The following is a 25,655-nucleotide window of genomic DNA, read 5'->3' on the forward strand; positions in this document are numbered from 1 at the left end:
GGAAATCGAAAGAAACGCGCGCAGTGCCGGTCTATCGAAGGAGCGAATCAACCCGCCTGCACGCAAGCGGCTGGCGCGTTCGCCTGACGACGCTGCAGATGCACGCTCCACAACGCGATGCCCAAGCCGACGGCGGTGAGCAATGCGGCAACCCACGGCGTCGCCACCAGCCCGGCGCGCGTGGCGATGACCAGCCCGCCCAGCCACGCACCCAGTGCATTGCCCAGATTGAACGCGGCGATATTGAGGCTGGAGGCCAGGTTCTGGCCGGCGCCGCGCGCATGCTCCAGCACACGCAACTGCAGCGGCGCCACGGTGGCGAACGCGGCCACGCCCAACAGGCCGACGAACATCACCATGGCGATCTTGCTGTGCAGGAAAAAGCCCATCGCACCGAGCACCACCACCAAAGCGGCCAGGCTGCCCAGCAAGGTCGCGGTGGGGCGCCGATCGGCCAGGCGACCGCCCAGCAGATTGCCGACGATCATGCCCATGCCGAACACCAACAACACCGGCGACACCGCCGCCTGCGCGAAGCCGGTGACATCCACCAGCAGTGGCTGGATATAGGTAAACACCGCAAACACACCGGCATAGCCGATCACCGTCATCGCCAATGCCAGCAGCACCTGACCGCGTGCCAGCACCGCCACTTCCTGCCGCCACGGCACCGGCACGGCAGCGCCCGCAGCCGCCGGCACCCACAGCGCCACCGCAGCCGTGGCCAACACGCCGATCACCGTCACTGCCCAAAACGTCGCGCGCCAGCCCAACTGCAGCCCCAGCCACGCGCCAGCCGGCACGCCCAGCAAGGTGGCGACGGTGAGACCGGCAAACATCAGCGAAATCGCCGAGGCGCGGCGGTCGGCCGGCACCAGCGAGGTCGCCACCACCGCGCCCACGCCGAAGAAGGTGCCGTGGGCGAGCGAGGTCAGCACGCGTGCGGCCATCAGACTGGCGTAATCGGGCGCCAGCGCGCAGGCCACGTTGCCCAGGGTGAAGATCGCCATCAGCCCGACCAGCACCGCCTTGCGCGGTAGCCGCGCACTGGCCAGGGTCAGCACCGGCGCGCCGACGAACACGCCCAGCGCGTATCCGCTGATCAACAGGCCGGCGGCGGTCAGCGACACATTCAGATCGGTGGCCACCTGCTGCAGCAAGCCCATGATCACGAACTCGGTGGTGCCGATGCCGAACGCACCGATGGTCAGCGCGAGCAGCGCCGGAGGAAAACGGGAAGAACGCATGGAAGCGGACATGGGGGTGGGCCAAGGAGGACTGCGCACAGCCTGCGCCGCTGCGTCTTTCTTAAAAACCCCTACTATCTAGATTCACTATCAACGCAACATTGAGAATCGTATGGACCGTCTCGGCGACATCGCCCTGTTCCTGCGCGTGCTCGACGCCGGCTCGATCACCGCCGGCGCGCGAAGCCTGGATCTGTCCGTGGCCGTGGCCAGCCAGCGCCTCAAACGGCTCGAACGCGATCTGGGCGTGCGCCTGCTGCACCGGACCACGCGCCGCCTGCACCCCACCGCAGAAGGCCAGCAACTGGCCGAACGCGGCCGCGTGCTGGTGGAAGATCTGGATGCGCTGGCCGACGATCTGCGCGAGAGTGCGCACGATGTCGGCGGCACCTTGCGGGTGACGCTGTCGGCCTCGTTCGGTCGGCAATACGTCTCGCCGTTGCTGCCGGAGTTCCAGGCCCGCCATCCACGGGTGCGCATCAGTGCGCACCTGAGCGACGATCTGGTGGATCTGGTCAAGCAAGGCTTCGATCTGGCGATCCGCATCGGGACGTTGGACGACTCCGGGCTGGTGGCGCGGCGCATCGCCGACAACCGCCGCACCCTCGCCGCCTCGCCGGACTATCTGCGCCGCCACGGTACCCCGCGCACGCCGGACGATCTCGCCGGGCATGCCGGCGTGCTGTTGATGGGCCGCGACGGCCGCCAGGACGTCTGGACGCTGCAGACGCCCGAAGGCGGCCTGGTGCGGGTGCGCATGCAGAGCCGCTTCGAGAGCAACTTCGGCGAGCTGATCCGCGATGCGGTGCTCGCCGGCCAGGGCATCGCGCTGCATTCGTACTGGCATATCGCCGATGAGCTGCGCGCCGGCAGCCTGGTCGCAGTGATGCCGGATTACCCACCGCCCACCTCGCAGATCAGCGCGGTGATGCCGGCACGCCAGCTGCAACCGCCGCGCGTGCGCGCGTTCGTGGAGTTTCTGCTGGAGCGCCTGGGCGAGGTGCCGCCGTGGGAGACAGGTGGTTGAACGCGAGCGCCGCGGCCGCCTGGCCAATGCTGGCTGCGTGCGGATCGATGTGTGCTGGCAGGGCCGAATGCATTCCAACAATCGCAGCCTTGCACTCGCCTTGGGAGGTGATCGAACGGTGTGGATTGGTTGGTTGTAGAGCGGCTGATTTGCGGGTTTGCTGCAGGGCCCTTGCCCGTCCACCATCGCGGGACACGCCGCAAGTACGTTCTTGTACGGCATCAATGCCGCATGATGATCTGTGGCCTGGCTGCAGAGCCCTTGCCCGCCTACCATCGCGGGACACGCCGCAAGTACGTTCTTGTACGGCATCAATGCCGCATGATGATCTGTGGCCTAGCTGCAGGGCCCTTGCCCGCCCACCATCGCGGGACACGCCGCAAGTACGTCCATGTAGGCTCTTACGCGGCATCCATGCCGCGTAAGGTCCCGCGACGGTGGGCGGGCAAGGACCAGTCGAGATGGTCGGTGTGCATGTTTTCAAGCGGCAGCAAACTGTCTGGTGCGGTGTCCTCGCCGATTGCGGGACCGTGTGGCGGCATGGATGCCGCCACCGAGCCTACATGGACGTACTTGCGGCGTGTCCCGCGAGCGGCGAGGACACCGCGCACTCGACCAACCAAGCTTTTGATCGCAGCTAAAACGGCGCCGCGACTTAAAACCTCTGTACTTGATCTCTGCACTTCATTCGTCAACATCTCTGCACTTCATTCGTCAACAAAGGCGAGTGTGCCCAGCATTCGCGGCCATCGATGCAGCGTGCCAGAGGCCTGACTAGCCGCTCTTAGCGGCCGGCACGCAACAGACGCTTGTGCAATCCGCGCCGCTGCGCGTCGCTGAGCAGATGCCCATGGGTGGTCAACAATCCCAGGATCTGCTGATGCGCCTGTTCGGTGCGTCGGGCCAGTTCAGCGCTGGCGGCAGCTTCGATCGCCTTCCAGTCGGCGGGACTCGTTGGCGCGGGGATGGTCGAACGTTGTGCGGGCATGGGCGACACGATCACGGAAACAGGCGCTCATGATACGGCGAGTGCGTGAGCGCTCTATCAGCGCCGGCGGCCCTGCCCTTCAGCGGCGCGCGCACTCGGGGCCGGACAGCAGGTGTGGGACACGCCAACTGAAAGGATGCCGCGTTGCGGCTCGCGAGGTCTGCGCGATCGACCACGCAAGAGCGGCGTGCTCGCGTCGCTTGCAATGCGAACTGCTGTACCACCTGATGGCCGATCAGGCCGATGCGCTGGTGGGTCAGATAGCCATCACCGATGTGGCGCCGGTTCACCGATAGAAAGGAAGCAATCGAGCGTGTGTTCCAGCTCCGCGAAGGTGCACACCGTGCTGGACGCCACCATCGCACTGCGATCGCGGCAATTGAGCATCGCCACCACCTGCGCCGGTCGGTGATCACCCGGATACTTCCGTAGCGTCAGCTCGACTGCAACATCGCTGTGCCAGTGCGCCGTCTCCAACGACCAGCACGGATTGTCGAACCTCAGCAGCACCGTGCCAGCGCGTACATCGACGATCTGCGGGGTTTCCACCCACAGCGACATCCGCGCTTCCCATGCTGTGACCTCGATGCGGTAGCTGCCCAACGGCGATTGTCGCCAGGCCGTGGCATCGCCGACCGTCACCTCACTGCGCCGCGTACTGCGCGTCGCTGACCTGTTCCAGCCAGGTCACCGGCGAGCCGTCCTGTGCCTCGGCGATGGCGATATGCGACATCGCCACCGTCGCGTTGGCGCCGTGCCAGTGCTTGACGCCCGGCGGAATCCACACGATGTCGCCGGGGCGGATCTCCTGCGCCGGCTTTCCCCACTCCTGCACACGCCCGGCACCGGCGGTGACGATCAGCGTCTGACCCAACGGATGGGTGTGCCAGGCAGTACGCGCGCCCGGCTCGAAGGTCACCGTGGCACCGCCCACCCGCGCTGGCGCATCGGTCTGGAATGGCGCATCGATACGCACCTTGCCGGTGAAATACTCGGCCGGGCCGACTGCAGAGGCCACGCCACCGGCCTTGCTCACCCTGATTGCTTGTTGCTCTTCACCACCGGGCGTGACGGCGGCCATCATCGACAGCGACATCGCAGTTGCGAACAGATTCATTGCAGTGCTCCTTGATCCAGTGCCTGAACTGTAGCGCGCATGCGTACACCGACTACTCACCCGATTGCGCATGCACCTAGAAACACAGCGCATCAATGCGGGCAATGCACTCGGATTTGAAGCCATCACGTACCATCACGCATGATGCAGCCGCATGAATGGCATGCCTGACGTCGGCATTCGCATCGATGGCGCGTGAAAATCTCAACGATCTGCAGGTCTTCGTCACCGTGGCACGCGAAGGCAGCTTCACCCGTGCCGCCGCGCAACTGGGCGTCTCGCAGTCGGCGTTGAGCCATACCGTGCGCGCATTGGAAACGCGGCTTGGCATTCGTCTATTAACCCGCACCACACGCAGCGTGTCGATGACCGAAGCCGGCGCGCGTCTATTCGAGACCGTGGCACCGCGGCTGGAAGAAATCGACGACGAACTCTCGGCGCTCACCGAATTTCGCGACAAACCGGCCGGCACCATCCGCATCACCACCGCCGGCCATGCCGCCGATGCCTACATCTGGCCGGCGCTATCGAAGGTGCTGCCCGACTATCCCGATCTCAAGATCGAGGTCACGGTCGATTATGGGCTAGCCGATATCGTCGCCGAGCGCTACGACATCGGCATCCGACTCGGCGACCAGGTGGCCAAGGACATGATCGCGGTGCCGATCAGCCCGATGCAGCGCATGGCGGTGGTGGCGGTGCCGAGCTACTTCGTGCATCACACCATCCCGGCGGTGCCGGCCGAGCTGGCGCAGCACAATTGCATCGGCTTGCGCCTGCCCACGCACGGCGGCCTGCTGCCCTGGGACTTCGAAAAGGACGGACGCGAAGTCAAGGTGCGGGTGGACGGGCAATGGACCTTCAACGGCAGCAGCGCGATCCTGCGCGCCGCATTGGCTGGCGGTGGACTGGCGTTTCTGCCGGAAACCATGGTGCTGGAACATATCGCCGCCGGCCGGCTGCGCCGCGTGCTGGACGACTGGTGCGACCCGTTCGACGGCTATTACGCCTATTACCCCAGCCGCCGCCAATCCTCCAGCGCACTCAAGGTGGTGATCGATGCGCTGCGGCACGATCTGGTGCGTTGACGCGGGCATTGGGGAGGGGTGCTATGGATGCCGCCCTGGAGACAAGGACGTACTTACTGCGTGTCCTGCGATGGTGCGCAGGCATGACTCTGCAGCCACGCCGCAGATCAGCCGCTCTACACCTGATTTATCCGCACTGCTCAATCATTCCAAGACAACCGAGACTTCGCGTCGTCGCGTCGTTTGGATGTAGCCGAATACTCAACAGCCTGGTTAGTCGAGCGCGCGGTGCCCTCGCCGCTCGCGGGACACGCCGCAAGTACGTCCATGTAGGCTCGGTGGCGGCATCCATGCCGCCACACGGTCCCGCAAGCGGCGAGGACACCGCACCAGACAGTTAATATGTTGCCTTGTTCAAAAGCATGCGCACCGACCATCTCGACTGGTCCTTGCCCGCCTACCATCGCGGGACCTTACGCGGCATGGATGCCGCGTAAGAGCCTACACGGACGTACTTGCGGCGTGTCCCGCGATGGTGGGCGGGCAAGGACCCTGCAGCCAAGAAGCAGATCAGCCGCTCTACTACTTACCAACCAGTTTCTGCCGCTCGGGGCTGTACCGCTCACCGACAATCGCCACGGCATCCAACGCCTGTTGAATCCGCGCAAGATCCTCGCCGCTCAACGTCACAGCAGCGCCGCCCAAATTTTCTTCGAGTCGATGCAGCTTGGTGGTGCCGGGAATCGGCACGATCCACGGCTTGCGCGACAGCAACCACGCCAATGCGACCTGTGCCGGCGTTGCATCTTTGTCTGCCGCGATGGCCTGGATGCGCTCGACCAGCGCCTGATTGGCCTGCCGCGCTTCGGCCGCAAAGCGCGGTACCTGATTGCGGAAATCGTCGTCGGAAAATTGCGTCTCGGCGTTGATGGCGCCAGTCAAAAATCCCTTGCCGAGTGGGCTGAACGGCACAAACCCGATGCCGAGTTCTTCCAGCGTCGGCAGCACGCTGGTCTCCGGCTCGCGCCACCACAGCGAGTATTCGCTTTGCAACGCGGTCACCGGTTGCACCGCGTGCGCGCGACGAATGGTGTCGGCACCGGCTTCGGAGAGGCCGAAGTGTTTGACCTTGCCTTCGGCGATCAACTCCTTGACGGTCCCGGCGACCTCTTCGATCGGCACCGCCGGGTCCACGCGATGTTGATAGAACAGATCGATACGGTCTGTCTTCAAGCGTGCAAGGCTGGCCTCGGCCACAGCACGAATCCGTTCGGGGCGGCTGTCGAGACCGGCATCGGCATGTCCGTTCTTGAAACCGAACTTGGTCGCAATCACCACCTTGTCGCGATGCGCGGCCAATGCCTCGCCCAACAGTTCCTCGTTGACGAAGGGCCCGTAGGCTTCGGCAGTGTCGAAGAAGGTCACGCCCTGCTCCACCGCCGCATGCAGCAGCGCAATGGCGTCCTTGCGCGCGGTCGCCGGCCCGTAGCCGTAGCTCAGGCCCATGCAACCCAGGCCCAATGCGGACACCTGTAGCCCGCTGTTTCCCAACTGTCGTGTTTGCATCGTTTACTCCCGCGGCACACGGCCGCATTGGATGAGTCGGCCGCAGGCGGCAACACCGCTGCAGCACCGATGCCACACGATAATCCTGCGCCACGCGCACATTGCACAGCGGCTGGCGATAACGGTTATGAGCGCGCTTCATCAACGCAGTGGTCGGCATGCGTGTCATGAAGCGAGTGATGGGCGCATACAAACGCGACAGACACATGCAAACAGACCCCGCAAGCGCGGTTCCATCGCGCCTAGAACCCGCTCGGCACTTCGCGCTTGGTTGTGCCAACCGTGCGCGCAACATCCGGCCGATACGCACGCAAGAACAGCGCAACCGCACCGCTCACATAGCGCTCCTGCTGCACAAAATCCGCATCCACGCCATCGCCACGCATCGCAGCATTTGCAGGCAAGCCGGTCATCAAGCCGAAAAAATGCACCGAGGCATCGGGCAGATTGTCGATGACCAAGCTGCCCCGCTCCACCTCGCGCGCCAACAGCGCGCGCATCATGCTGTCGTAGCGCTCGAAGGACAGCGTCCACATCTCTTCGCGCATCTGGCTGGGTAACAACGGCGGCCGCACCAGGCCATACGCCGCATCGTCCAGCGCGCCGCTGGTGGAGATCCGCAGCAGCGCCTTGGCGACCGCCGCCAGGCGCTGCTCCAACGGCGCCTGCATCTCCAATAACGCGTCCCATCGGTTGGGCGATGCATGCGCCAGCGCTTCCAGCGTAGTGCGGAACAGCACCTCCTTGGACGCGAAATGCGCATACACCGTGGCCTTGGACACCATCGCACGCTCGGCGATGGTGTCCATGCTGGTCCTGTCGAAACCTAGCTGCGGAAACAGCTGCCGCGCCGCCGCCAGAATCGCGCCACGTTTGTCGTGTGGCGCGCGCCTGGGCGGGCGGGCAGGCGCGGCATCAACGTCCGCCTCAGCCATTGGGCTGACCTGTCGCGGTGGTGGCCACAGTGGGCTCGGCCGATTGCAGCCAGCCGCCGCCCATCGCCTTGTAGAACGTCGCCAGATTGGTGAAGCGCGACAGCTGCGTGGTGATCAGGGTTTGCTGCGCGCTGTACAGCGAACGCTGCGCATCCAGCGCCTGCAGATAGCTGTCCACGCCGCGTTCGAAGCGCGCCTGCGACAGCCGGTAGCTGTCGGCAGTGGCATCCACCAGCGCCTGTTGCGCCTGCAATTGCCGGCCCAGCGTCTCGCGCTGCGCCAGCGCATCGGACACTTCGCGGAATGCGCTCTGGATCGCCTTTTCGTACTGCGCCACTTCGATGGCGCGATTGGCCTTGGCCATGTCCAGATTGGCGCGGTTACGCCCGGCGTTGAAGATCGGCAACGTCAGCGTGGGCACAAAACTCCAGGCGCGGGTACCGGAATCGAACAGGTTGGACAGACTGCTGGTGGACGAGCCCTGCGATGCGGTCAGGCTGATGCTGGGAAAGAACGCCGCGCGCGCCGCACCGATATTGGCATTGGCCGCACGCAAGTTGCGCTCGGCTTCCAGGATGTCCGGGCGACGTTGCAGCAACTGCGACGGCAACCCGGCCGGCACGCTGGCCAGCACGTTGCCGTCCACGCTGGCGCCATCGGGCAACGCACGTGGCAACAGCTCCACCGGCACCTGCGTGCCCACCAGCAGCACCAGGGCATTACGATCCTGCGCCACCTGCGCGGTATAACGCTCCACATCCACGCGCGCGGTTTCCACCGTGGTCTGCGCCTGGCGCAAGGTGAGCTGCGAGGCCACGCCCAACTCGAAGCTGCGTTGCTGCAAGCGATAACTGTCGCTCTGGCTGCTCAAGGTGGACTGCGCCAACTGCAGCAACTGCTGATCCGCTGCCAGCGTCAGATAGGCGGTGGCCACTTCGGCCACCAGGCTGATGTGCGTGCTGCGGCGGGCCTCGGCGGTGGACAGAAACTGCTGAAGTGCCTGTTCCTTCAGGCTGCGCACACGCCCGAACAGATCCAGCTCGTACGCACTGACGCCGATGTTGGCGCTGTAGGTCCGGAACACCTGCGGCTGGCCGGGAATGGCCAGCTCCGACGGTGTGCGCGCGTTGTTGGAGCTGCCGGTGCCTTGTATCGAGGGCAGCAACGCAGCGCGCTCCACCCGGTACTGCGCACGTGCCACCTCGATGTTGAGCGCGGCCACGCGCAGATCGCGATTGTTCTCCAACGCCAACGCGATCACCTGCTGTAGCGCGGGGTCGGTGAACACCTGCCGCCAGCCGATGTTGGCGATGTCCGTCGCCTCGTGGGTGCCGGTGCTGTTGGCGACGGTGTTGGCGGCGTCGGTGGCGTTCGAAGCAATCGTGCTGTCGGTGCCGGCAAAACGCTCCGGCACTGGCGCGTCGGGCCGCGCATAGCGCGGCATCAGCGTGCAACCGGACAGCACGCTGGCCACCGCGATCGCGGTCAATGTCATGCGAATCGGGGTCATCTCAGTGTCCTGTCGGTTGCGGGGCGGATGAAGTGGGCTGTGGTCGGCGCTTGAACAGGCCCATCACCAACACGAAGAACAACGGTACGAACAAGATCGCCAGGATCGTGCCGGACAACATGCCGCCGATCACGGCGGTGCCCAACGCATGCTGCGCGCCTGCACCGGCACCACTGCCGAGCACCAACGGCACCACGCCCAGGATGAAGGCTAGCGATGTCATCAAGATTGGCCGCAAGCGCATGCGCGCCGCTTCCAATGCCGAGTCGATCAGACTCTTGCCGCTTTCATGCAGCTCCTTGGCGAACTCCACGATCAGGATCGCGTTTTTCGATGCCAGACCAATCGTGGTGAGCAGCCCCACCTGGAAGTACACATCGTTCATTTTCCAGGTCAGCATCGCGCCCAGCAGCGTGCCGAACACGCCCAACGGCACCACCAGAATCACCGAGAACGGAATCGCCCAGCTTTCGTACAACGCGGCCAGACACAGGAACACGATCAGGATCGACAGGCCGTACAACAGGCCGGTCTGACCGGTCGAGGACTTTTCCTGCCTCGACAAACCAGTCCACTCGAAGCCGATGCCCGGCGGCAATTTGGCCGCCGCCGCTTCCACGATCTGCATCGCTTCGCCACTGGATGCCGCGCCGGGCAGCGCCATGCCCAGGATTTCCACCGATGGCACGCTGTTGTAACGCTCCAACCGCGGCGAGCCCGATTGCCAGCTGGCGGTGGCGAAGGCGTTGAACGGCACCATGGTGCCGACGCTGTTGCGCACGAACCAGCGGTCGATGTCCTGCGGATTCATGCGGTACACCGCATCGGCCTGCAGCATCACCTTCTTGACGCGTCCCTTGTCGATGAAGTCGTTGACGTAGGTACTGCCCCATGCGCTGGAGAAGGTGTTGTTGATGTCGGCAATCGACACGCCCATGGCCTGCGCCTTGTGCGAATCGATCTCCAGCTTGAACTCGGGCGTGTCTTCCTGCCCGTTCGGACGTACCGCCACCAGGCGCTTGTCCTGCGACAGCTCGCCCAACAATTGATTGCGCGCCTGCATCAAGGCCTCATGACCGAGATTGGCGCGGTCTTGCAGCATCAGGTCGAAACCGGTGGCATTGCCCAACTCGGACACCGCCGGCGGTGCGAACGCGAACACCCTGGCATCGCGGATGCCGGCGAAAAAGGCACCGGCCTTGGCCGCAACATCGGTGACGCTCTGCCCCTTGCCGGTGCGCTTGTCCCACGGCCGCAGCTTGACGAACGCCAGGCCGGTATTCTGGCCGCTACCGGCAAAACTGAAACCAGAGACGGCGAACACGCCAGCGACCGAATCCTTCTGGTCCACCAGAAAGTGATGCTCCACCTGCTTGAGCACCTCACCGGTGCGCGCATCGGTGGCACCGGGCGGCAACTGCACCAGCACGAACAGCGTGCCCTGGTCTTCGTCCGGCAAAAAGCCCACCGGCAACTTCATAAAGCCGAACACCACCAACGCCAGCAGCGCGGCATAGGCAAGCATGTACCCCCAGCCCTTGCCCAGCATGTGCCGCACCACGCCCTGGTAGCGGTTGTTGCCACGATCGAACACGCGGTTGAACCAACCGAAGAAACCGGTAGTGGCCAGGCCATGGCCTTTTTCCACCGGCTTGAGCAAGGTGGCGCACAGGGCCGGAGTCAGGATCATCGCCACTAGCACCGACAAGGTCATGGCCGAGACAATCGTGATCGAGAACTGCCGATAGATCACACCGGTGGAGCCACCGAAGAACGCCATCGGCACAAACACCGCCGCCAGCACCAACGCCACGCCCACCAGCGCACCAGAGATCTGATCCATCGATTTACGCGTGGCTTCCTTGGGCGACAGGTGTTCTTCACCCATCACGCGCTCGACGTTTTCCACCACCACGATCGCATCGTCCACCAGCAAACCGATCGCCAGCACCATCGCGAACATGGTCAGCGTATTGAGGGTGAAACCGAACACCGCCAGCACCCCGAACGTGCCCAGCAACACCACCGGCACCGCAATGGTGGGGATCAAGGTCGCGCGGAAGTTCTGCAGAAACAGATACATCACCAGGAACACCAGCACCACCGCTTCGATCAGCGTGTGCACCACCTGCTCGATGGAGATCCGCACGAACGGGGTGGTGTCGTACGGCTTTTGCACCTTCATGCCGGGCGGGAAGAACTTCTCCTGCTCTTCCAGGCTTTTGTCGATGGCGCGCACGGTATCCAGTGCGTTCGCACCGGTGGCCAGCTTGATCGCCAGACCGGCCGCCGGCTTGCCGTTGTAGCGGCCCACCGTGTTGTAACTCTCGCTGCCCAGTTCGATGCGCGCCACATCGCGCAGCCGCACCTGCGCGCCATCGGACTGCGTGCGCAGCAGGATGTTTTCGAACTGCTCGGCCGTCTTGAGCCGGGTTTGCGCAGTGATGGTGGCATTGAGTTGCTGATTGGCCACCGCCGGCAACGCACCCAGCTGGCCCGCCGAGACCTGCGCATTCTGCGCCTGGATCGCGGTGCGGACATCCACCGGGGTCAGGCTGAAATTATTCAACTTGTTGGGGTCCATCCACACCCGCATGGCGTACTGCGAGCCGAACAAGGTGGTGTCGCCCACGCCTTCGACGCGGCTGATGGTTTCCTGCACGTTGGCCGCCACGTAATCGGACAGGTCCGAATCGCTCATGCTGCCGTCTTCGGAAGTGAAGGCCAGCACGTTGAGGAAGTTGGTGGCCGACTTGGTCACCGTCACGCCCTGCTGCTGCACTTCCTGCGGCAGCAACGGGGTGGCCAGCGACAACTTGTTCTGCACCTGCACCTGCGCGGTGTCCGGATCGGTGCCGTTGTCGAAGGTCAGGGTGATGGTCACCGCACCGCTGGATTCGCTTGTGGAGGCCATGTAGCTGAGGTGGTCCAGCCCCTTCATCTTCTGCTCGATGACCTGGGTGACGGTGTCTTCCAGGGTCTGTGCCGAAGCGCCCGGGTAGTTTGCGGTGATGGCGACGGCGGGCGGTGCGATGCTGGGGTACTGCGCAATCGGCAGTGTGGCGATGGACAGGATGCCGGCCAGCATCACGATGATGGCCAACACCCAGGCGAAGATCGGACGATCGATAAAGAAACGTGCCATGACGTGTGATCCCGCCTCAGTTGGCCGCACGCGGTGCGGTCGGGGCGGAAGGGGTGCCGGCTGCGTGACCACCAGCAGTCGCGGGCTTGCCCTTGGGCTGCCACGGCACGGTCTTGACCTCGATGCCGTCGCGGGCGCGCGAGACGCCTTCGACCACCACCTGCTCGCCGGTCTTCAGGCCGCTGCGCACCAGCCACTGGTCGCCGACTTCGCGGTCGGTGTCCAGTACACGCAATTGCAGCTTGTGATCGGCACCGACCACGAACGCGGTCGGCTTGCCGGCGCCGTTGCGCGAGACCGCCTGCTGCGGCACCAGCACGCCCTGCTCCTTGATGCCCTCCTGCAGCACCGCGCGCACGTACATTCCCGGCAACAACTCCGCATTCGGGTTCGGGAACACCGCGCGCAAGGTGATCGAGCCGGTGTTCTGGTCGACGGTGACATCGGAGAACGCCAGCTGGCCCTGCAGCGGATAGGTGCTGCCGTCTTCCAGCAGCAGCGACACCTTGGCGGCGTCGTCGCCGGCCTTTTCCAGATCGCCGCGCGCCATCGCCTGCCTGAGCCGCAATAACGCCGCGCTGGGCTGGGTGACGTCGATATAGATCGGGTCCAGCTGCTGGATGGTGGTCAGCGCGGTGGCCTGGTTGGCGGTCACCAACGCACCGGGGGTCACGCTGGAGCGGCCGATGCGACCGGAGATCGGTGCATCCATGCGCGCGAACGCCAGGTTGATGCGCGCGGTCTCCACGCTGGCCTTGCCGGCCGCCACATCGGCCTCGGCCTGACCCAGCGCAGCATCGGTGTCGTCGCCCTCCTGCTGGCTGACCGCCTTGATCTGCACCAGCTCGGTATAGCGCTGGGCCTTGAGTCTGGCGGTGCGCAGATTGGCCTGCGCCTTGGCCAGGGTGGCCTGGGCGCTGGCGTAACTTGCGCGATAGGTCGCCGGGTCGATCTGGTACAGCGTCTGCCCGGCCTTGACGTCGCCGCCCTCGGTGAACTGGCGCGTCTGCACGATTCCGCCCACTTGCGGGCGAACTTCGGCGATCAGGTAGGGAACGGTGCGTCCGGGCAGCTCGGTAGTGAGCGTCACCGGCTGCGGTTTGACGGTCAGCACGCCCATCTCGGGCATGCCCTCGGCCGGCGGCGGACCTCCCGGCGGGCTGCCGCAGGCACTCAGCAGAACGGTGGCGGCAACGGCAGCGGCAAGCACAGGCAGGCGAAACGAAGCATGAGGACGCACGAGAAGGTCTCCGACGGGACGCATGAGGATTAAATCTAAACGGTACGGTTTGGTATCCTAATAAGCTCATCCGTAGCCGTCAAGCATTCCTGCCCAGTCGGTATACTTAAAGTTCAAAAGTGGAGTGATTGGATGCGGGTCAGAACCGAAGAAAAACGCGACGCCATCGTGCAGGCGGCCAGCGAGGTCTTCCTCGAGCTGGGCTTTGAAGGTGCCTCGATGTCGCAGATCGCCGCCCGCGTGGGCGGCTCCAAGCGCACGTTGTACGGCTACTTCCCGTCCAAGGAAGAGCTGTTCGTGGCGTTTGCCAAGGACATGTCCGACCGTTATTTCGACCCGCTGCTGAGTGCGCTTTCGCAAAGCAGCGGCCCCGTTGCCGAGGCCCTGCAACGGTTCGGCGAGGACGTGCTCACCTTCTTGTGCGCAACGCCCAACATCACCAGTTGGCAGACCATCATCGGGGTATCCGGCAGATCAGACGTCGGCGCGCTGTTTTTCAGCGCCGGTCAACAAGAAGGCATGCAGCGCTTCGCCGAATACCTGCAGACACAAGTGGACTGCGGCCTGCTCCGCTGCGACGACACCCTGCTGGCCGCCCACCAGTTCGCCGCCCTGCTCGAAGCCGAAACCCTGATGCCCTGCCTGTTCGGCGCGCTCAAGGATCCCTCGCCCGAGTATCTACGCGACGCGACGCAGCGCGCAGTGGAGCTGTTTCTGGCGGGCTATGGATGCAAGAACACCGCTGCGGCGTGATGCGCGGCAGTGCTGCGTCTGCGCACTGCCTGCAACTAAGAGCGGCTAACAAAACTACTTCACGCCAGCCTACTGCACAGGCCGACGGATCTGCGGCCTGGCTGCAGGGCCCTTGCCCGCCCACCGTCGCGGGACACGCCGCAAGTACGTCCATGTAGGCTCTTACGCGGCATCCATGCCGCGTAAGGTCCCGCGACGGTGGGCGGGCAAGGACCTGTCGAGTTGATCGGTGCGCATGGCTTTCAATAAAACAGCCGACCAACTTTCTGGTGCGGTGTCCTCACCGCTTGCGGGACCGTGTGGCGGCATGGATGCCGCAACCGAGCCCACATGGACGTACTTGCGGCGTGTCCCGCAAGCGGTGAGGGCACCGCGCACTCGACCCACGCAGCGTTTGATCTGGACCTCTGACTGCATCCACCAAGAGACCGCCGACAAAACCACTGCACTCACTGACAGGCGCTCGCTCGCCAGGTTTTTGTTAGCCGCTCTAAGTGAACCGTCCTGCGTTTGCCTGGCGATCCTTACTCGGCCACCGCGCACTTGGCGCACAAGCCATGCACTTCCAGCGTCTGCGCCTGCGGCTGAAAACCCAGTGCCTTGGCGCGGGCTTCCAGTTGCGAGACCACGTCGCGGTCTTCCAGCTCCACCGCGCTATGGCAGCGGTCGCAGATCAGGAACGGCACCGAGTGCTGGGCGCTGTTGGGGTGGTGGCAGGCGACGAAGGCGTTGACCGATTCGAGCTTGTGCACGAAGCCATTGGCCATCAGAAAATCCAGCGCGCGGTACACCGTGGGCGGCGCGTCGGCGCCGACGCCCTTGCCTTCGCGCACCCAGTCCAGCAGCTCATAGGCCTTGACCGGCTTACCGGCATCGGCGATCAGCCGCAGCACATTGGCGCGGATCGGCGTCAGCCGCAGGCCGCGCTCGGTGCAGGCGCGCTCCACCGCGCGCACGAAGCCGTTGGCGTCGTCGACGTGGTGATGCGGTGCAGTGCAGGCGTGTTCGTTGGTTTTCATCACAGGCTCCGGCGGTCAGCCCGCTCCTATCTTGATGAGTGCCGCATCGATGCGTTTCAAGGCGCCCTCGCGGCCGGCCAGGTACACCGTCTGCGAAATATCCGGGCTGACCTGGGTGCCGGTGATGGCCACGCGCAGGGGCTGGGCGACCTTGCCCATGCCCAGCTCCAGCGCGGCCGCCGCATCGTGCAGCGCGGCCGAAACGTTTTCCACACTCCATTCGCTGACGCCGGCCAGCAGTTCGCGTGCCTTGCCCAGCGGTACTTCGGCGCCCAGCTTCAGGTGCTTGATCACTGCGGCTTCGTCATAGGTTTCCAGCGGCTGGTACCAGACCACGGCTTTTTCGGCCATTTCCTTCAAGGTCTGCACGCGCTCGCGCAGCGCCACCACCACATCGGCGGCGGCCGGGCCGGCAGCGACATCGATGCCGAGCTTGGCCAGCTGGTATTCCAGCTGCGGGGCGATGCTGGCCGGGTCGTCGGTCTTGAGGTAATGCTGATTGACCCAGCCGAGCTTGGCCATGTCCAGCCGCGCAGCCTTGGAATTGACGTCCTTGACGTCGAACAGGTCGAGCAATTCCTGCTGGGTGAACAACTCCTGGTCGCCGTGCGACCAGCCCAGACGTGCCAGATAATTGATCAACGCATGCGGCAGATAGCCGGCATCCCTGTACTGCATCACGTCGGCCGCGCCGGTGCGCTTGGACAGCTTGGCGCCCTGCTCGTCCAGGATCATCGGCATATGCGCGAACTTGGGCACCGGCGCGCCCAGCGCTTCGTAGATGTTGATCTGGCGCGGGGTGTTGTTGATGTGGTCGTCGCCGCGAATCACCTCGGTGATGCCCATGTCCCAGTCGTCCACCACCACCGCGAAGTTGTAGGTGGGGAAGCCGTCCGGGCGGAAGATCACCATGTCGTCGAGCTCGCTGTTGGCGATCTCGATGACGCCCTTGATCAGGTCGTCGAACACCACCGTGCCGGCTTGCGGATTTTTGAAGCGGATCACCCGGTTGGGGTCGTCGCGGTACGGCAGGTTCTGCTCGCGGGCGGCGCCGTTGTAGCGCGGCTTTTCCTGTTTGGCCATCGCGGCTTCGCGCATGGCGTCGAGCTCGGCGCGGGTTTCGTAGGCGTAGTACGCCTTGCCCTGCGCCAGCAGCTGCTCGGCGACCTCCTGATAGCGGGCCACGCGCTGGGTCTGGTAGATCGGGCCTTCGTCGTAGTCCAGGCCCAGCCACTCCATCGCCTCCAGGATGGCGTCGATCGCCTCCTGGGTGCTGCGCTCACGGTCGGTGTCTTCGATGCGCAGCACGAACTGCCCGCCGCGGTGGCGTGCCTCCAGCCAGCAATACAGGGCGGTGCGGGCGCCGCCGATGTGCAGGTAACCGGTGGGGCTGGGGGCAAAACGGGTGCGGCAGGTCATGGAGCGCTCGGCGAAACGGGTGTCGGCCGATTTTACCTTGCGCAGCGCAGACCTGCCCGCTTGCGGCTCAGCGGTTGCGCAGCAGGTCGCCGTAGACCACGCAATCGCCACCGCTGCGCGCCGGGCCCGGCGCGTCGTACAGCACCAGCCAGCTGGGCGTGTCGCCGGCGAGATGTTTGGGCAGGTTGCAGATCGCCTCGGCACGGTCGCTGTCGGTGCCATGCGGCAACACCGCCGATTCCAGCAGGTCGTGCTGAAAACGCACCGGCGCCTGGTTGGCGGCCAGCACAGCACGCGCGTCCGGCCATTTGAACAGGCGGATTTCGCCGTTCAGCACCATGGTCGGCCCGGCCAACAGGTACAGGTCGTCGCCGGAATAATGCAGGTCGCGGATGCCCAGCCCGCCCAGTTGCAGGAAGTGCTTGCGCAACAGCGTGCCGTCTTCGTCCAGCGGCGCCAGGCGTAGGTGATCACCATGCGCCTCGACCCGGATTTCCAGCATTGCCGACCAGCCGCGCAGCACCGGCCCACGCAGGCCCAGCAGCAGCCGTTGGCCGTCCACCACGATGCCTTCGATATCGAAGCCGTTGTCCTTGCCCGGGATCTTCAGAAACGGGCCGAAATGCGGGTCGTCGGCCAGCAGGTCGGTGAGCTGGCTGTGCTTGGCATCGCCCTTGAGTCGCAGCGCGCGACGGCCGTCGGCGGCTTCGCGCACCAACCGTGGCGTGCCGTCGTCGTCGCGCTCGATCGGCAGACAGGCCAGCAGGCGACGGTTGGCATCGAGTTTGAGCTTGGTCAGGCGCTTGGCGTTTTCGGCATCGTCGCGGCTGCGTTTGGCATTTTTGCGCTTGAGGCCATGCGAGCCGATCACCCACAGAAATCCATCCGACAGCGCAATGCCTTCCAGATCCGCCTCCTCGGCCGCCTCGCCCGGCAGATCCAGCAACTCGGCCAGCGCAAAGCTCTGCCCTTGGCCGAAGCGCAGCGTCTCGCGCTGCACGGGATCGAGCTTGCGCAGCCGATCCACCGCGCAGGCTTCGTCGCCGGCCACCCACAGCCAGTCGTCGGTGAAGGCCGCGCCGGACAGATTGCTGTGCACCAACGCGCCGGGCGCGAATTCGAGCCGGACGCTGTGCGGAATCAGAGTTTTCTTGGCCATGGGAACCTGGTGGGTGGTGGGTCAGTCGAACGCGGCCAGCTTGGCACGCGCTACGTGAGCGGCCAACTGCCCGTGCCAATCGCGGTCGTTGGCGACCTGCGCGTGTGCGCGGCTGGCTTCGAAGGCGTCGAAGTCCAGCTCCGCATAGGCCCACACCGCATCGCCGTGCGTCTGCGCCAGCACGCCATCGGCCGGGAAGCCGACATCCATCGGCGCGAACACCGCCGCCTCGCCAGTATTGACGTCCAGCACCGGGCTCCACGGCGCCTCGCCGGCGGTGACCGATTGCGCAACGAACACACGATTTTCCAGCGCGCGCGCCAGGCAGCCGATGCGCACCCGCATCGCGCCGGCGGCGGTGTCGGTGCAGCTGGGCACGATCAACAGCCGCGCACCGGCTTCGTACTGCGCACGCACCGGCAGCGGAAATTCGCTGTCGTAGCAGATCGCAATCGCTGCGCGCACGCCATCGAGCTCGAACACCTTCAGCGCATCGCCGGGATCGATCAGCCCGGTGGCCTTTTCGAAGCCGGTGAGTTGCAGTTTGTCTTGCCAACCGTGCCGGCCCTCGGGCGTAAACCAGTCGCTGCGATTACGGTAGCGGCCCTGGCCCAGGTCCAGCAGAAAGCTGCCGGCAATCAGATGCACCTGATGCTGGCACGCCAATCCGGAAAACAGCTCCAGCCACGGCGCACGCAGCGCCTGGATCGCCGCCAGCGACTCCGGCAAACCGGCAGAAACCTGCGTGCCGAAGGTTGCGCCAAGCTCCAGCGCCAGATACTCCGGCAGTACCAGCACACGTGCGCCGGCAGCGGCGGCTTCACTCACCAACGCGGATTGACGCGCGGCGAACGCAGCGAAATCGGCGGGTTTGCCGATCGGATATTTGGCGACGGCGATTTTCATCTGGTGGCCTTGTTGCGATTGATCGGAAGGTGCGACGTGGCGAGGCGCTCGTTGGCAATCATGACGACACCGCACGCGTCCACACGCTCAAGCTGTGGTCGATCTCGCCGTGTTGCAACTCCGCCCATGCCAACTGCACGCGCATCTGCGGTTGCGGCGCATAGCCACGCTTGCGCCAGAACACATCGTTGGGTCGGTAGTCGGCCGGCTTGCGCGGATCGTCGAGTGCGCGCTCCACGGAGCAAAATGCAGTGAGCGCGAATCGGCCCATAGTGCGTGCATGTGCTTCACGTCGGTCGAAAAATGCGTGACCGATCCCCTGCCCGCGATACGCCGGCAGCAACACCGATTCGCCGAAATAGAACACGCTGGCCGGGTCGATGCCGGCCACGCGAAATGGCACGTGGAAGGCCTCGCTGTCGTCGAGCAACGGCAAACCGGTAGAGGCACCGATCACCGCATCGCCATCGCGTGCCAGCACGAACACGCTGTCTGGCGAGGCCGCATACGCAGCCAGATAACCGCGTTCGTAATCGGCATCGCCCTCGTACAGATACGGCCATGCGCGGAACACCGCGATGCGCAGCTGCGCTACCGCATCCAGATGCGGCAACACGTCCGTGCCGCGCACCGTTTCGACGATCAGGGAGGAACCAGTCATGCCTGCATGGTAAGCGAGCCTGACCCGCCTGCCACATCGCGCCTCACCGCAGCCAACGGCCGTTGCCCGGACCCGCCGCATCGGGTTGCTGCCATAGCAGCCACACCGCCGCTTCTTCGGCGGCCAGCAGCACCCCGAGCAGTGCATCGGTACTGCGCGTCCAATAGCTGCCGTTGTTCAGCCGCTGCCATGGCCCGTAGCTGCGCGTCGGCGCCGTGCCAGGCGGCGCTTTGTGCTGCTGCGCCGCCTGCAAAAAAACGGCTCCGCCCGTACACAGCGCCTGTGCGGTCGCTGCATGCAGGCGCAGGCCGACCACCCCGCCGCGCCCCTCACGGCCGAGCGGCAACGCCGACAACGGCGAACATTCCCAACGTTGCAGTGGCGCTGCGGGAAGCAGCGCCACCGTGTCGATCCCGGCGGGCAGCAAACGCTGCGCCCGCCGGTGTACCTGTGCGTGAGCGAGCATGCCGGCCTCAGCGCAGGCTGTTGCCAAGCTCGTACCAATCGAGCTTGCGGGTGACCCACATGATGCTGGCCAGGATGCCGAACAGCAGCAACGATCCCATCAGCAGCGCGTTGTCTTCGGAGACCAGCAGGCTGTAGAGCACGCCATACAACGCGGTGAGCATCACCGAGAACCCCGCCGCGCGTGCCCAGCTGCGCAATACCCCGGACAGATAGAAGAACTGCAGACCGATACACGCAGCGGCCGACACCAGATACGCCTGCCAGAACGCGATGTGCTCGGAAAGGCTCAACAGCAGCAGGAAGAAGATCGCCAGCGCCAGACCCACCAGCAGGTACTGCAAGGGATGGATCGGCAAGCGCTTGATCAACTCGAACAGCACGAACGCCACAAACGTCAGCACCACGAACAGGATGCCGTACTTGCTGGCGCGGTCGGCCTGGGTATACACGTCCACCGGGTCGACCAGGCGCACTTCCAGCGTATCCAGCGACGATTGGCTGGACTGCAACTGGGTCTGCGCACCGGTGGCCAGCGACGACAGCGACCAGCTGGCATCGAAGCCCTTCGGCCCGATGCTCGGCGCGTTCGGCAGGAAGCGGCCGCCGAAGGACGGGTATTGCCAGCTGGAGCGCAAGGCGATCTCGTTGTTGTCGGCGATCGGTGCGATGGCAAGCCGGCGCGTGCCGTCCAGCACGAACTGCATATCCACCACGTTGCCGTCCTGCACGCGGCCGGCGACCGGGTCGGCCAGCGGGCTCAGTTGGGCATGGATCCCTGCCGAGCGATCGGCCAATGCGCCTGCGCCGCTTTCCAGTGCCAGCGTGCGTCCATCCACCTGCAGGCGCGGTGTGCCCACCAGCCCGCGCACATCGGAAATGCCCACCGCCAGGTGCGGCTGGCCATACACGCGGGTCGGCGCGGCGACGTAGTCAAACGGTGCGTACTCGGCATGCAGGGTCGCTTTCCAGGAATACACCTGCACGCGATACAGGCCCACTTCGCGCACCGAGGGCACCATCTCGCCGCTGAGTTTCAGGCTGCGCGGGGTCTGCAGCAGCGCGCCTTCGCGCTTGCGCCACACCTTGCGCTGGTTGCCCTGCTCGTCCGGCTCGGTGACCTGCACGTCTTCGGTATACGGCAGCACCCGCACCGGCGCGATGAACTGCTGCTCGCCGGCCTTGCTCTGCGCCACCCGCTCCACCGCCTCGTCGCGGTAGCGGGCGCGGTCCTGCACGGCGCCGCGGATCAACAGCAATGGAATCAGCAGCAGCAGGATCAGCCCGCCGATGGTGGCGAACCGCAACAACAGTTTCAGGGATTTCATCGGCCATCCTCATTCTTGGAGGTGGCCAGGGTGCGATGTGCCGGTGTGGAGGGTTTGAGGCGAATTTGAAGCGAATGTGAAGTGGGCAATCAGCTGGCGAATCGTCGTGCCTTGCTGCAATTAGAGGGGCTAACAAAAACTGGCAAGCGCTCGCCTGGGTCGAGGGCGCGGTGCCCTCGCCGATCGCGGGACACGCCGTGAACCCATCCCTGGGGGCTCGGTGGCGGCATCCATGCCGCCACACAGTCCCGCAATCGGCGAGGACACCGCACCAGACAGGTTGCTGATTGCTTTATTGAGAACAGGACACGGCGCCAGCCAGTTTGCTGGATGCTTTGTTGAAAGCCATGACCACCGACCATCTCGACTGGTCCTTGCCCGCCCACCGTCGCGGGACCTTACGCGGCATGGATGCCGCGTAAGAGCTTACAAGGACGTACTTGCAGCGTGTCCCGCGATGGTGGGCGGGCAAGGCCCTGCAGCAAACCCGCAGCATCGAGGGCGCGGTGCCCTCACCGCTCGCGGGACACGCCGCAAGTACGTCCATGTAGGCTCGGTGGCGGCATCCATGCCGCCACACGGTCCCGCAATCGGTGAGGACACCGCGCCAGAGAGTTCGTCGGTAGTTTGATGAAAGCCTACCTGTTGATCGCGTTGCGTTTTGCGTTGCGAAGCTGATGGGCCGCAGCGTTGTCCAAATAACACACCATGCTTTGCTTGCAACCATGCGCACCGACCATCTCCACTGGTCCTTGCCCGCCCACCGTCGCGGGACCTTACGCGGCATGGATGCCGCGTAAGAGCTTACAAGGACGTACTTGCAGCGTGTCCCGCGACGGTGGGCGGGCAAGGGCCCTGCAGCCAGGCCGCAGATCAGCCAGCTGGCAGCCGCAACGTCGCCACCGCGCCGCCGCCCTCGCGATTGCCCAGCGCTACTTCGCCGCCATGCAGGCGCGCAACTTCCCGCACGAACGGCAAGCCAAGCCCGGAACTGCGTTGACCGGTCTGCGGGCGGGCCAGCGAGTAGAAGCGTTCGAACACCCGCTCAAGCGCGTAATCCGGCACTCCGCTGCCGCGGTCTTGCACCGACACCTGCAATTTTTCAGCGTGCAATTGCGTGCAAAAGTGCACGGTGCTGCCTTCCGGCGAAAACGCGATGGCGTTTTCCAGCAGATTGATCAGCGCCTGGCGCAGCAGAAACCCGTCGCCGAGCACGTAGTACTCGCGCGCTGCATCAGATGCGACATCGATTTCCACCCGCACGCCGGCCGCTGTCGCGCGTGGCAGCACGGCATCCACTGCTGCCTGCAGCAAGCCAGCCACCGCGATGCGCTCGCGCTTTTGCAACCAACCGTGCTGCTCCACCTCGGCCAGTGCCAGCAGCTTGTCGATGGTCTCGGTCAGCCGCAGCTCCTGCGCGCGGATGCTGGCGACGAAGTGCTGGCGATCGGCTTCCGGCAATGGCTCGGCCAACAGCTCGGACGCACCACGGATTGCCGCCAGCGGGCTCTTCATCTCGTGCGTCAGCGACTGCACGTACTGCTCCACGTAGGCCTTGCCTTCCAGCTTGCGACGCATGCTTTCCAGCGCCTGGCCCAGGTCGCCGATTTCATCGCCGCGCGGTTTGGGCGGCGGCACCGGAATGCCCGCACTCACCGCCTGCGCGTAGCGATTGAGCCGGCCAATGCCGCGCATCAGCCACCAGGTCATCAAGATGCCGATCAATGCGGAAATGCCGATCAACCAGGCCCCGCGCTGCAAAATATTGCGCTGGCTGGCCTCGATAAACGGGTCGATGCTGCGATTGGGCTGGGCCAGCGTCAGTACGCCGATCAATTGGTTCGCATCGTTCGGTGCGTAGATCGGCGCAGCCACATGCATCACCGTGGCGGTCGGGTCGCCATCGACCTCGGGGCTGGAGCGCGCGCCGTATTCGCCGCGCAAGGTGCGATAGACATCGTTCCAGCGCGAGTTGTCGCGGCCCACGTCGCGACCCAGCGAATCGAACACCACCACGCCGCGTGCATCGGTCACGGTGACGCGGTACGCCACGTCGTTCTTGCGGAACCGCCATACCCAGGCCTTGGGATCGCGCTGCTGCGCCTGTGCCACGTTGCGCGCAAAGCTGCCGGTGGCGATGGTGCCGTCGGCCAATTCGCCGCTGGCCATTTCCGCCAGCACATTGGCCGCATCCACCAGCGTGGATTCCATCGCCTGGCGCACGCCCGGTTTGACCTCGTTGACGAACACCCGCATCACGAAGAACGCGGCCAACCCGACGATCAGAAAGAAGCCCAGGAACAGCTTGAGACCGAGCCGCATGTCAGGCCTTGGTTGGGATAAGAACGCGACGCATGCACTCGGCCATGGCTACAGCTCCAGCGCGTAGCCAAGGCCACGGTGGGTGCGGATCGGGTCGGCCGGCACGCCGGCCTGGCGCAGCTTGCCGCGCAGCGTCTTGATATGGGTATCGACGGTGCGGTCGGCGCTGTCGGCGCTGGCATCCCAGCCGCGGTCCATCAGTTGCGCGCGGCTGAGGATCGCGCCGGGGCGCTGCAACAATGCCGACAGCAGCGCGTATTCGTAGCGGGTCAGCGGCAGCAGCGCCTCGCCGTAGCGGATGCGGCTGCCCTCGCGATCGATCGCAAACGCGCCGTGCGGCTGCCAGCCCGCCTCCGCGACTGCGGCCACGTTGCGGCGACGCAGCCGCGCGCGCACCCGCGCCACCAGCTCGCGCGGAGAGAACGGCTTGGCCATGTAGTCGTCGGCGCCCAGCTCGAAGCCGAGCACGCGGTCGATCTCGTCGTTGCGCGCGGTCAAAAAGATCACCGGCACGTCGCTGAAACTGCGCAGCGCGCGGCACACTTCGAAGCCGTTGATGTCCGGCAGGCCCACGTCCAGCACCACCACATCGGCCGGGTCGGCGCGCAGGCGCGCCAACGCGTCGCGGCCCAGCAGGCAATGCTCGGGCGCATAGCCTTCGCTGCGCAGCGCGTACAGCACGGTATCGGCAATGGCGGCTTCGTCTTCGACGACGAGCACGCGGGCGGGGGACTCGGACATGGCGCGCAGCATAGCCGCATGCTGGCGCGGCCCGTACACTGCCGCGATGAACTATCGCCACGCCTTCCATGCCGGCAACCATGCCGACGTGCTCAAGCACATCGCCTTGCTGGCGCTGATCGACACCCTCAAGCGCAAGGACACCCCGTTCTTCGTGCTCGATACCCACGCCGGGCGCGGGCGCTACCAGCTCGGTGGCGAAGAGAGCCGCAAGACCAACGAGGCCGATGCCGGGGTGATGCGGCTGATGGCCGAGTCGACCCTGCCCGAGGTGGTCGAGCGCTATCTGCGCGCGGTGCAGGCCGACAACCAGACCGTCGCCCGCCCGTCCACACCCGGCCAGAAACCGGCGCGGCCCACCGCCGGCATCCAGATCAACCACTACCCCGGCTCGCCATTGCTGGCCGCGCAAGCGCTGCGCGAGCAGGACCGCATGGCGTTCTGCGAGTTGCAACCGGAAGAGGCCGAGGCGCTCAAGCGCCTGTTCGCCAAGGACAGCCGCGTGCGCGTGCATGCCGGCGATGGCTATGAGGCGATTCGCGCCTTCGTGCCGCCACGCGCGGGCGAGACCAAGATCGGCCGCGGGCTGGTGCTGATCGACCCGCCGTACGAGTCACAGGAGGCCGAGTACCCGCAGGTCATCCACAGCGTGCGCGAAACCCTGGCGCGCTGGCCGCAGGCGATGTGCATGGTGTGGTACCCGATCAAACTGCGCCGCAGCCTGCAGCCGTTCATGCGCAAGGCCGCCACGCTGCCGGCCAAGTCGGTACTGGTGGCCGAGCTGCAGGTGCGCCCGGACGACTCGCCGCTGCGCCTGACCGGCAGCGGGCTGCTGATCGTCAACGCGCCGTGGCAGTTCGACCAGGTGCTGGCGCCTGCGCTGCCGGTGCTGAAGAAGCACCTCGGCGAGGCCGGTGCCTCGACCCGGCTGGAATGGCTGCGCCAGGACGCCTGAGTCATCGGGGCCGGGCGCCCTACGCGCCGGCAACCGCAGCTGCATACTCACGACTGGATCACGGTATCGCTCGGTACAGTGATGTGGGAAGCACTGCCACCCTCCAAACGGCCCCCAGCGGCGC

At 65.3% G+C, this 25,655-nt stretch carries 22 protein-coding genes and 2 pseudogenes; 5 read left to right on the top strand and 19 right to left on the bottom strand.

The annotated features are described in order from the left end of the window. Positions 1-47 precede the first annotated feature (47 nt). On the bottom strand, positions 48-1,259 hold the full coding sequence (locus NMB96_RS21285) for an MFS transporter (protein ID WP_255085619.1): 1,212 nt from the start codon (positions 1,257-1,259) through the stop codon (positions 48-50). Between the two features lie 100 nt (positions 1,260-1,359). On the opposite strand from NMB96_RS21285, the gene NMB96_RS21290 reads away from it, so the two are divergent. Together NMB96_RS21290 and NMB96_RS21295 are read left to right on the top strand one after the other, a co-directional pair. After that, positions 1,360-2,274 carry a LysR family transcriptional regulator gene (locus tag NMB96_RS21290; protein ID WP_043889317.1) on the top strand — a complete coding sequence of 305 codons (915 nt, stop codon included), beginning with the start codon at positions 1,360-1,362 and terminating at the stop codon, positions 2,272-2,274. Positions 2,275-2,699: 425 nt separating this feature from the next. After that, a pseudogene (locus tag NMB96_RS21295) lies at positions 2,700-2,905 on the top strand (hypothetical protein); the annotation flags it as partial. A gap of 153 nt (positions 2,906-3,058) precedes the next feature. Here the strand turns inward: NMB96_RS21295 and NMB96_RS21300 are convergent. From NMB96_RS21300 to NMB96_RS21310, 3 genes are all read right to left on the bottom strand, one after another. Beyond that, positions 3,059-3,262: a hypothetical protein gene (locus NMB96_RS21300; RefSeq protein WP_006450229.1), complete on the bottom strand. Its 204-nt coding sequence runs from the start codon at positions 3,260-3,262 to the stop codon at positions 3,059-3,061. A gap of 267 nt (positions 3,263-3,529) precedes the next feature. Further along, positions 3,530-3,904 (bottom strand): hypothetical protein, encoded by a 375-nt coding sequence (locus NMB96_RS21305; RefSeq protein WP_255085621.1) that lies wholly within the window; start codon positions 3,902-3,904, stop codon positions 3,530-3,532. 1 nt (position 3,905) lies between these two features. Then, entirely contained in the window at positions 3,906-4,379 is a 474-nt protein-coding gene (locus tag NMB96_RS21310; protein WP_255085623.1) for a (R)-mandelonitrile lyase, read from the bottom strand. A 188-nt stretch (positions 4,380-4,567) separates the two neighbouring features. Between NMB96_RS21310 and NMB96_RS21315 the strand changes: the two genes are divergently transcribed. Beyond that, positions 4,568-5,467, top strand: a complete 900-nt coding sequence (locus NMB96_RS21315) for a LysR family transcriptional regulator (RefSeq protein WP_162498362.1) — start codon at positions 4,568-4,570, stop codon at positions 5,465-5,467. A 213-nt stretch (positions 5,468-5,680) separates the two neighbouring features. Here the strand turns inward: NMB96_RS21315 and NMB96_RS21320 are convergent. The 6 genes and pseudogenes from NMB96_RS21320 to NMB96_RS21345 form a co-directional block, all read right to left on the bottom strand. Next, a pseudogene (locus tag NMB96_RS21320) lies at positions 5,681-5,880 on the bottom strand (hypothetical protein); the annotation flags it as partial. A 109-nt stretch (positions 5,881-5,989) separates the two neighbouring features. Further along, positions 5,990-6,973: an aldo/keto reductase gene (locus NMB96_RS21325; RefSeq protein WP_183086708.1), complete on the bottom strand. Its 984-nt coding sequence runs from the start codon at positions 6,971-6,973 to the stop codon at positions 5,990-5,992. Positions 6,974-7,215: 242 nt separating this feature from the next. Beyond that, positions 7,216-7,908, bottom strand: coding sequence for a TetR/AcrR family transcriptional regulator (locus NMB96_RS21330; protein WP_255085625.1), 693 nt, complete (start codon positions 7,906-7,908; stop codon positions 7,216-7,218). Then, the gene (locus tag NMB96_RS21335) at positions 7,901-9,418 is read right to left on the bottom strand and encodes an efflux transporter outer membrane subunit (protein WP_255085627.1); all 1,518 of its coding nucleotides are present in this window, start codon (positions 9,416-9,418) and stop codon (positions 7,901-7,903) included. The genes NMB96_RS21330 and NMB96_RS21335 overlap by 8 nt, the downstream gene beginning before the upstream one ends. Position 9,419: 1 nt before the next feature. After that, positions 9,420-12,563 (bottom strand): efflux RND transporter permease subunit, encoded by a 3,144-nt coding sequence (locus tag NMB96_RS21340; RefSeq protein WP_255085628.1) that lies wholly within the window; start codon positions 12,561-12,563, stop codon positions 9,420-9,422. Positions 12,564-12,579: 16 nt separating this feature from the next. Then, positions 12,580-13,803 (bottom strand): efflux RND transporter periplasmic adaptor subunit, encoded by a 1,224-nt coding sequence (locus tag NMB96_RS21345; protein ID WP_255085629.1) that lies wholly within the window; start codon positions 13,801-13,803, stop codon positions 12,580-12,582. A 132-nt stretch (positions 13,804-13,935) separates the two neighbouring features. On the opposite strand from NMB96_RS21345, the gene NMB96_RS21350 reads away from it, so the two are divergent. Next, positions 13,936-14,556: a TetR/AcrR family transcriptional regulator gene (locus NMB96_RS21350; protein ID WP_023904545.1), complete on the top strand. Its 621-nt coding sequence runs from the start codon at positions 13,936-13,938 to the stop codon at positions 14,554-14,556. A 524-nt stretch (positions 14,557-15,080) separates the two neighbouring features. Here NMB96_RS21350 and NMB96_RS21355 read toward each other — a convergent pair. From NMB96_RS21355 to creB, 9 genes are all read right to left on the bottom strand, one after another. Then, a complete protein-coding gene (locus NMB96_RS21355) occupies positions 15,081-15,575 on the bottom strand; it encodes a transcriptional repressor (RefSeq protein ID WP_023904546.1) in 495 nt (164 codons plus the stop codon). A gap of 15 nt (positions 15,576-15,590) precedes the next feature. Beyond that, entirely contained in the window at positions 15,591-16,994 is a 1,404-nt protein-coding gene (gene gltX, locus NMB96_RS21360) for a glutamate--tRNA ligase (RefSeq protein ID WP_255085631.1), read from the bottom strand. Positions 16,995-17,061: 67 nt separating this feature from the next. Beyond that, positions 17,062-18,153, bottom strand: coding sequence for a DUF3616 domain-containing protein (locus tag NMB96_RS21365; RefSeq protein WP_255085634.1), 1,092 nt, complete (start codon positions 18,151-18,153; stop codon positions 17,062-17,064). Positions 18,154-18,174: 21 nt separating this feature from the next. Continuing rightward, positions 18,175-19,059, bottom strand: coding sequence for a carbon-nitrogen hydrolase family protein (locus tag NMB96_RS21370; RefSeq protein ID WP_255085635.1), 885 nt, complete (start codon positions 19,057-19,059; stop codon positions 18,175-18,177). Between the two features lie 58 nt (positions 19,060-19,117). Further along, complete coding sequence (locus tag NMB96_RS21375) at positions 19,118-19,720, bottom strand: GNAT family N-acetyltransferase (protein ID WP_255085636.1); 603 nt, start codon at positions 19,718-19,720, stop codon at positions 19,118-19,120. 43 nt (positions 19,721-19,763) lie between these two features. Continuing rightward, the gene (locus tag NMB96_RS21380; protein ID WP_255085638.1) at positions 19,764-20,186 is read right to left on the bottom strand and encodes a hypothetical protein; all 423 of its coding nucleotides are present in this window, start codon (positions 20,184-20,186) and stop codon (positions 19,764-19,766) included. A gap of 7 nt (positions 20,187-20,193) precedes the next feature. Continuing rightward, positions 20,194-21,513, bottom strand: coding sequence for a cell envelope integrity protein CreD (gene creD / locus NMB96_RS21385; protein WP_255085640.1), 1,320 nt, complete (start codon positions 21,511-21,513; stop codon positions 20,194-20,196). Between the two features lie 873 nt (positions 21,514-22,386). Beyond that, positions 22,387-23,835, bottom strand: a complete 1,449-nt coding sequence (creC, locus tag NMB96_RS21390) for a two-component system sensor histidine kinase CreC (RefSeq protein WP_255085641.1) — start codon at positions 23,833-23,835, stop codon at positions 22,387-22,389. Between the two features lie 48 nt (positions 23,836-23,883). Then, entirely contained in the window at positions 23,884-24,588 is a 705-nt protein-coding gene (gene creB, locus NMB96_RS21395) for a two-component system response regulator CreB (RefSeq protein ID WP_200935765.1), read from the bottom strand. A gap of 34 nt (positions 24,589-24,622) precedes the next feature. Here creB and NMB96_RS21400 point away from each other — a divergent pair, with 34 nt between their 5' ends. Continuing rightward, a complete protein-coding gene (locus tag NMB96_RS21400; RefSeq protein ID WP_043889774.1) occupies positions 24,623-25,531 on the top strand; it encodes a 23S rRNA (adenine(2030)-N(6))-methyltransferase RlmJ in 909 nt (302 codons plus the stop codon). Positions 25,532-25,655: the final 124 nt, after the last annotated feature.

It is taken from the genome of Xanthomonas hortorum, from assembly GCF_024339125.1.
GTDB classification, from domain to species: Bacteria; Pseudomonadota; Gammaproteobacteria; order Xanthomonadales; family Xanthomonadaceae; genus Xanthomonas; species Xanthomonas hortorum.

Coding starts and splice junctions, on each gene's coding strand:
- NMB96_RS21285 (WP_255085619.1), bottom strand. CDS start 1,259: ATGTCCGCTTCCATGCGTTCTTCCCGTTTTCCTCCGGCGCTGCTCGCG.
- NMB96_RS21290 (WP_043889317.1), top strand. CDS start 1,360: ATGGACCGTCTCGGCGACATCGCCCTGTTCCTGCGCGTGCTCGACGCC.
- NMB96_RS21300 (WP_006450229.1), bottom strand. CDS start 3,262: ATGCCCGCACAACGTTCGACCATCCCCGCGCCAACGAGTCCCGCCGAC.
- NMB96_RS21310 (WP_255085623.1), bottom strand. CDS start 4,379: ATGAATCTGTTCGCAACTGCGATGTCGCTGTCGATGATGGCCGCCGTC.
- NMB96_RS21315 (WP_162498362.1), top strand. CDS start 4,568: ATGGCGCGTGAAAATCTCAACGATCTGCAGGTCTTCGTCACCGTGGCA.
- NMB96_RS21325 (WP_183086708.1), bottom strand. CDS start 6,973: ATGCAAACACGACAGTTGGGAAACAGCGGGCTACAGGTGTCCGCATTG.
- NMB96_RS21330 (WP_255085625.1), bottom strand. CDS start 7,908: ATGGCTGAGGCGGACGTTGATGCCGCGCCTGCCCGCCCGCCCAGGCGC.
- NMB96_RS21335 (WP_255085627.1), bottom strand. CDS start 9,418: ATGACCCCGATTCGCATGACATTGACCGCGATCGCGGTGGCCAGCGTG.
- NMB96_RS21340 (WP_255085628.1), bottom strand. CDS start 12,563: ATGGCACGTTTCTTTATCGATCGTCCGATCTTCGCCTGGGTGTTGGCC.
- NMB96_RS21350 (WP_023904545.1), top strand. CDS start 13,936: ATGCGGGTCAGAACCGAAGAAAAACGCGACGCCATCGTGCAGGCGGCC.
- NMB96_RS21355 (WP_023904546.1), bottom strand. CDS start 15,575: ATGAAAACCAACGAACACGCCTGCACTGCACCGCATCACCACGTCGAC.
- gltX (WP_255085631.1), bottom strand. CDS start 16,994: ATGACCTGCCGCACCCGTTTTGCCCCCAGCCCCACCGGTTACCTGCAC.
- NMB96_RS21365 (WP_255085634.1), bottom strand. CDS start 18,153: ATGGCCAAGAAAACTCTGATTCCGCACAGCGTCCGGCTCGAATTCGCG.
- NMB96_RS21370 (WP_255085635.1), bottom strand. CDS start 19,059: ATGAAAATCGCCGTCGCCAAATATCCGATCGGCAAACCCGCCGATTTC.
- NMB96_RS21375 (WP_255085636.1), bottom strand. CDS start 19,720: ATGACTGGTTCCTCCCTGATCGTCGAAACGGTGCGCGGCACGGACGTG.
- NMB96_RS21380 (WP_255085638.1), bottom strand. CDS start 20,186: ATGCTCGCTCACGCACAGGTACACCGGCGGGCGCAGCGTTTGCTGCCC.
- creD (WP_255085640.1), bottom strand. CDS start 21,513: ATGAAATCCCTGAAACTGTTGTTGCGGTTCGCCACCATCGGCGGGCTG.
- creC (WP_255085641.1), bottom strand. CDS start 23,835: ATGCGGCTCGGTCTCAAGCTGTTCCTGGGCTTCTTTCTGATCGTCGGG.
- creB (WP_200935765.1), bottom strand. CDS start 24,588: ATGCTGCGCGCCATGTCCGAGTCCCCCGCCCGCGTGCTCGTCGTCGAA.
- NMB96_RS21400 (WP_043889774.1), top strand. CDS start 24,623: ATGAACTATCGCCACGCCTTCCATGCCGGCAACCATGCCGACGTGCTC.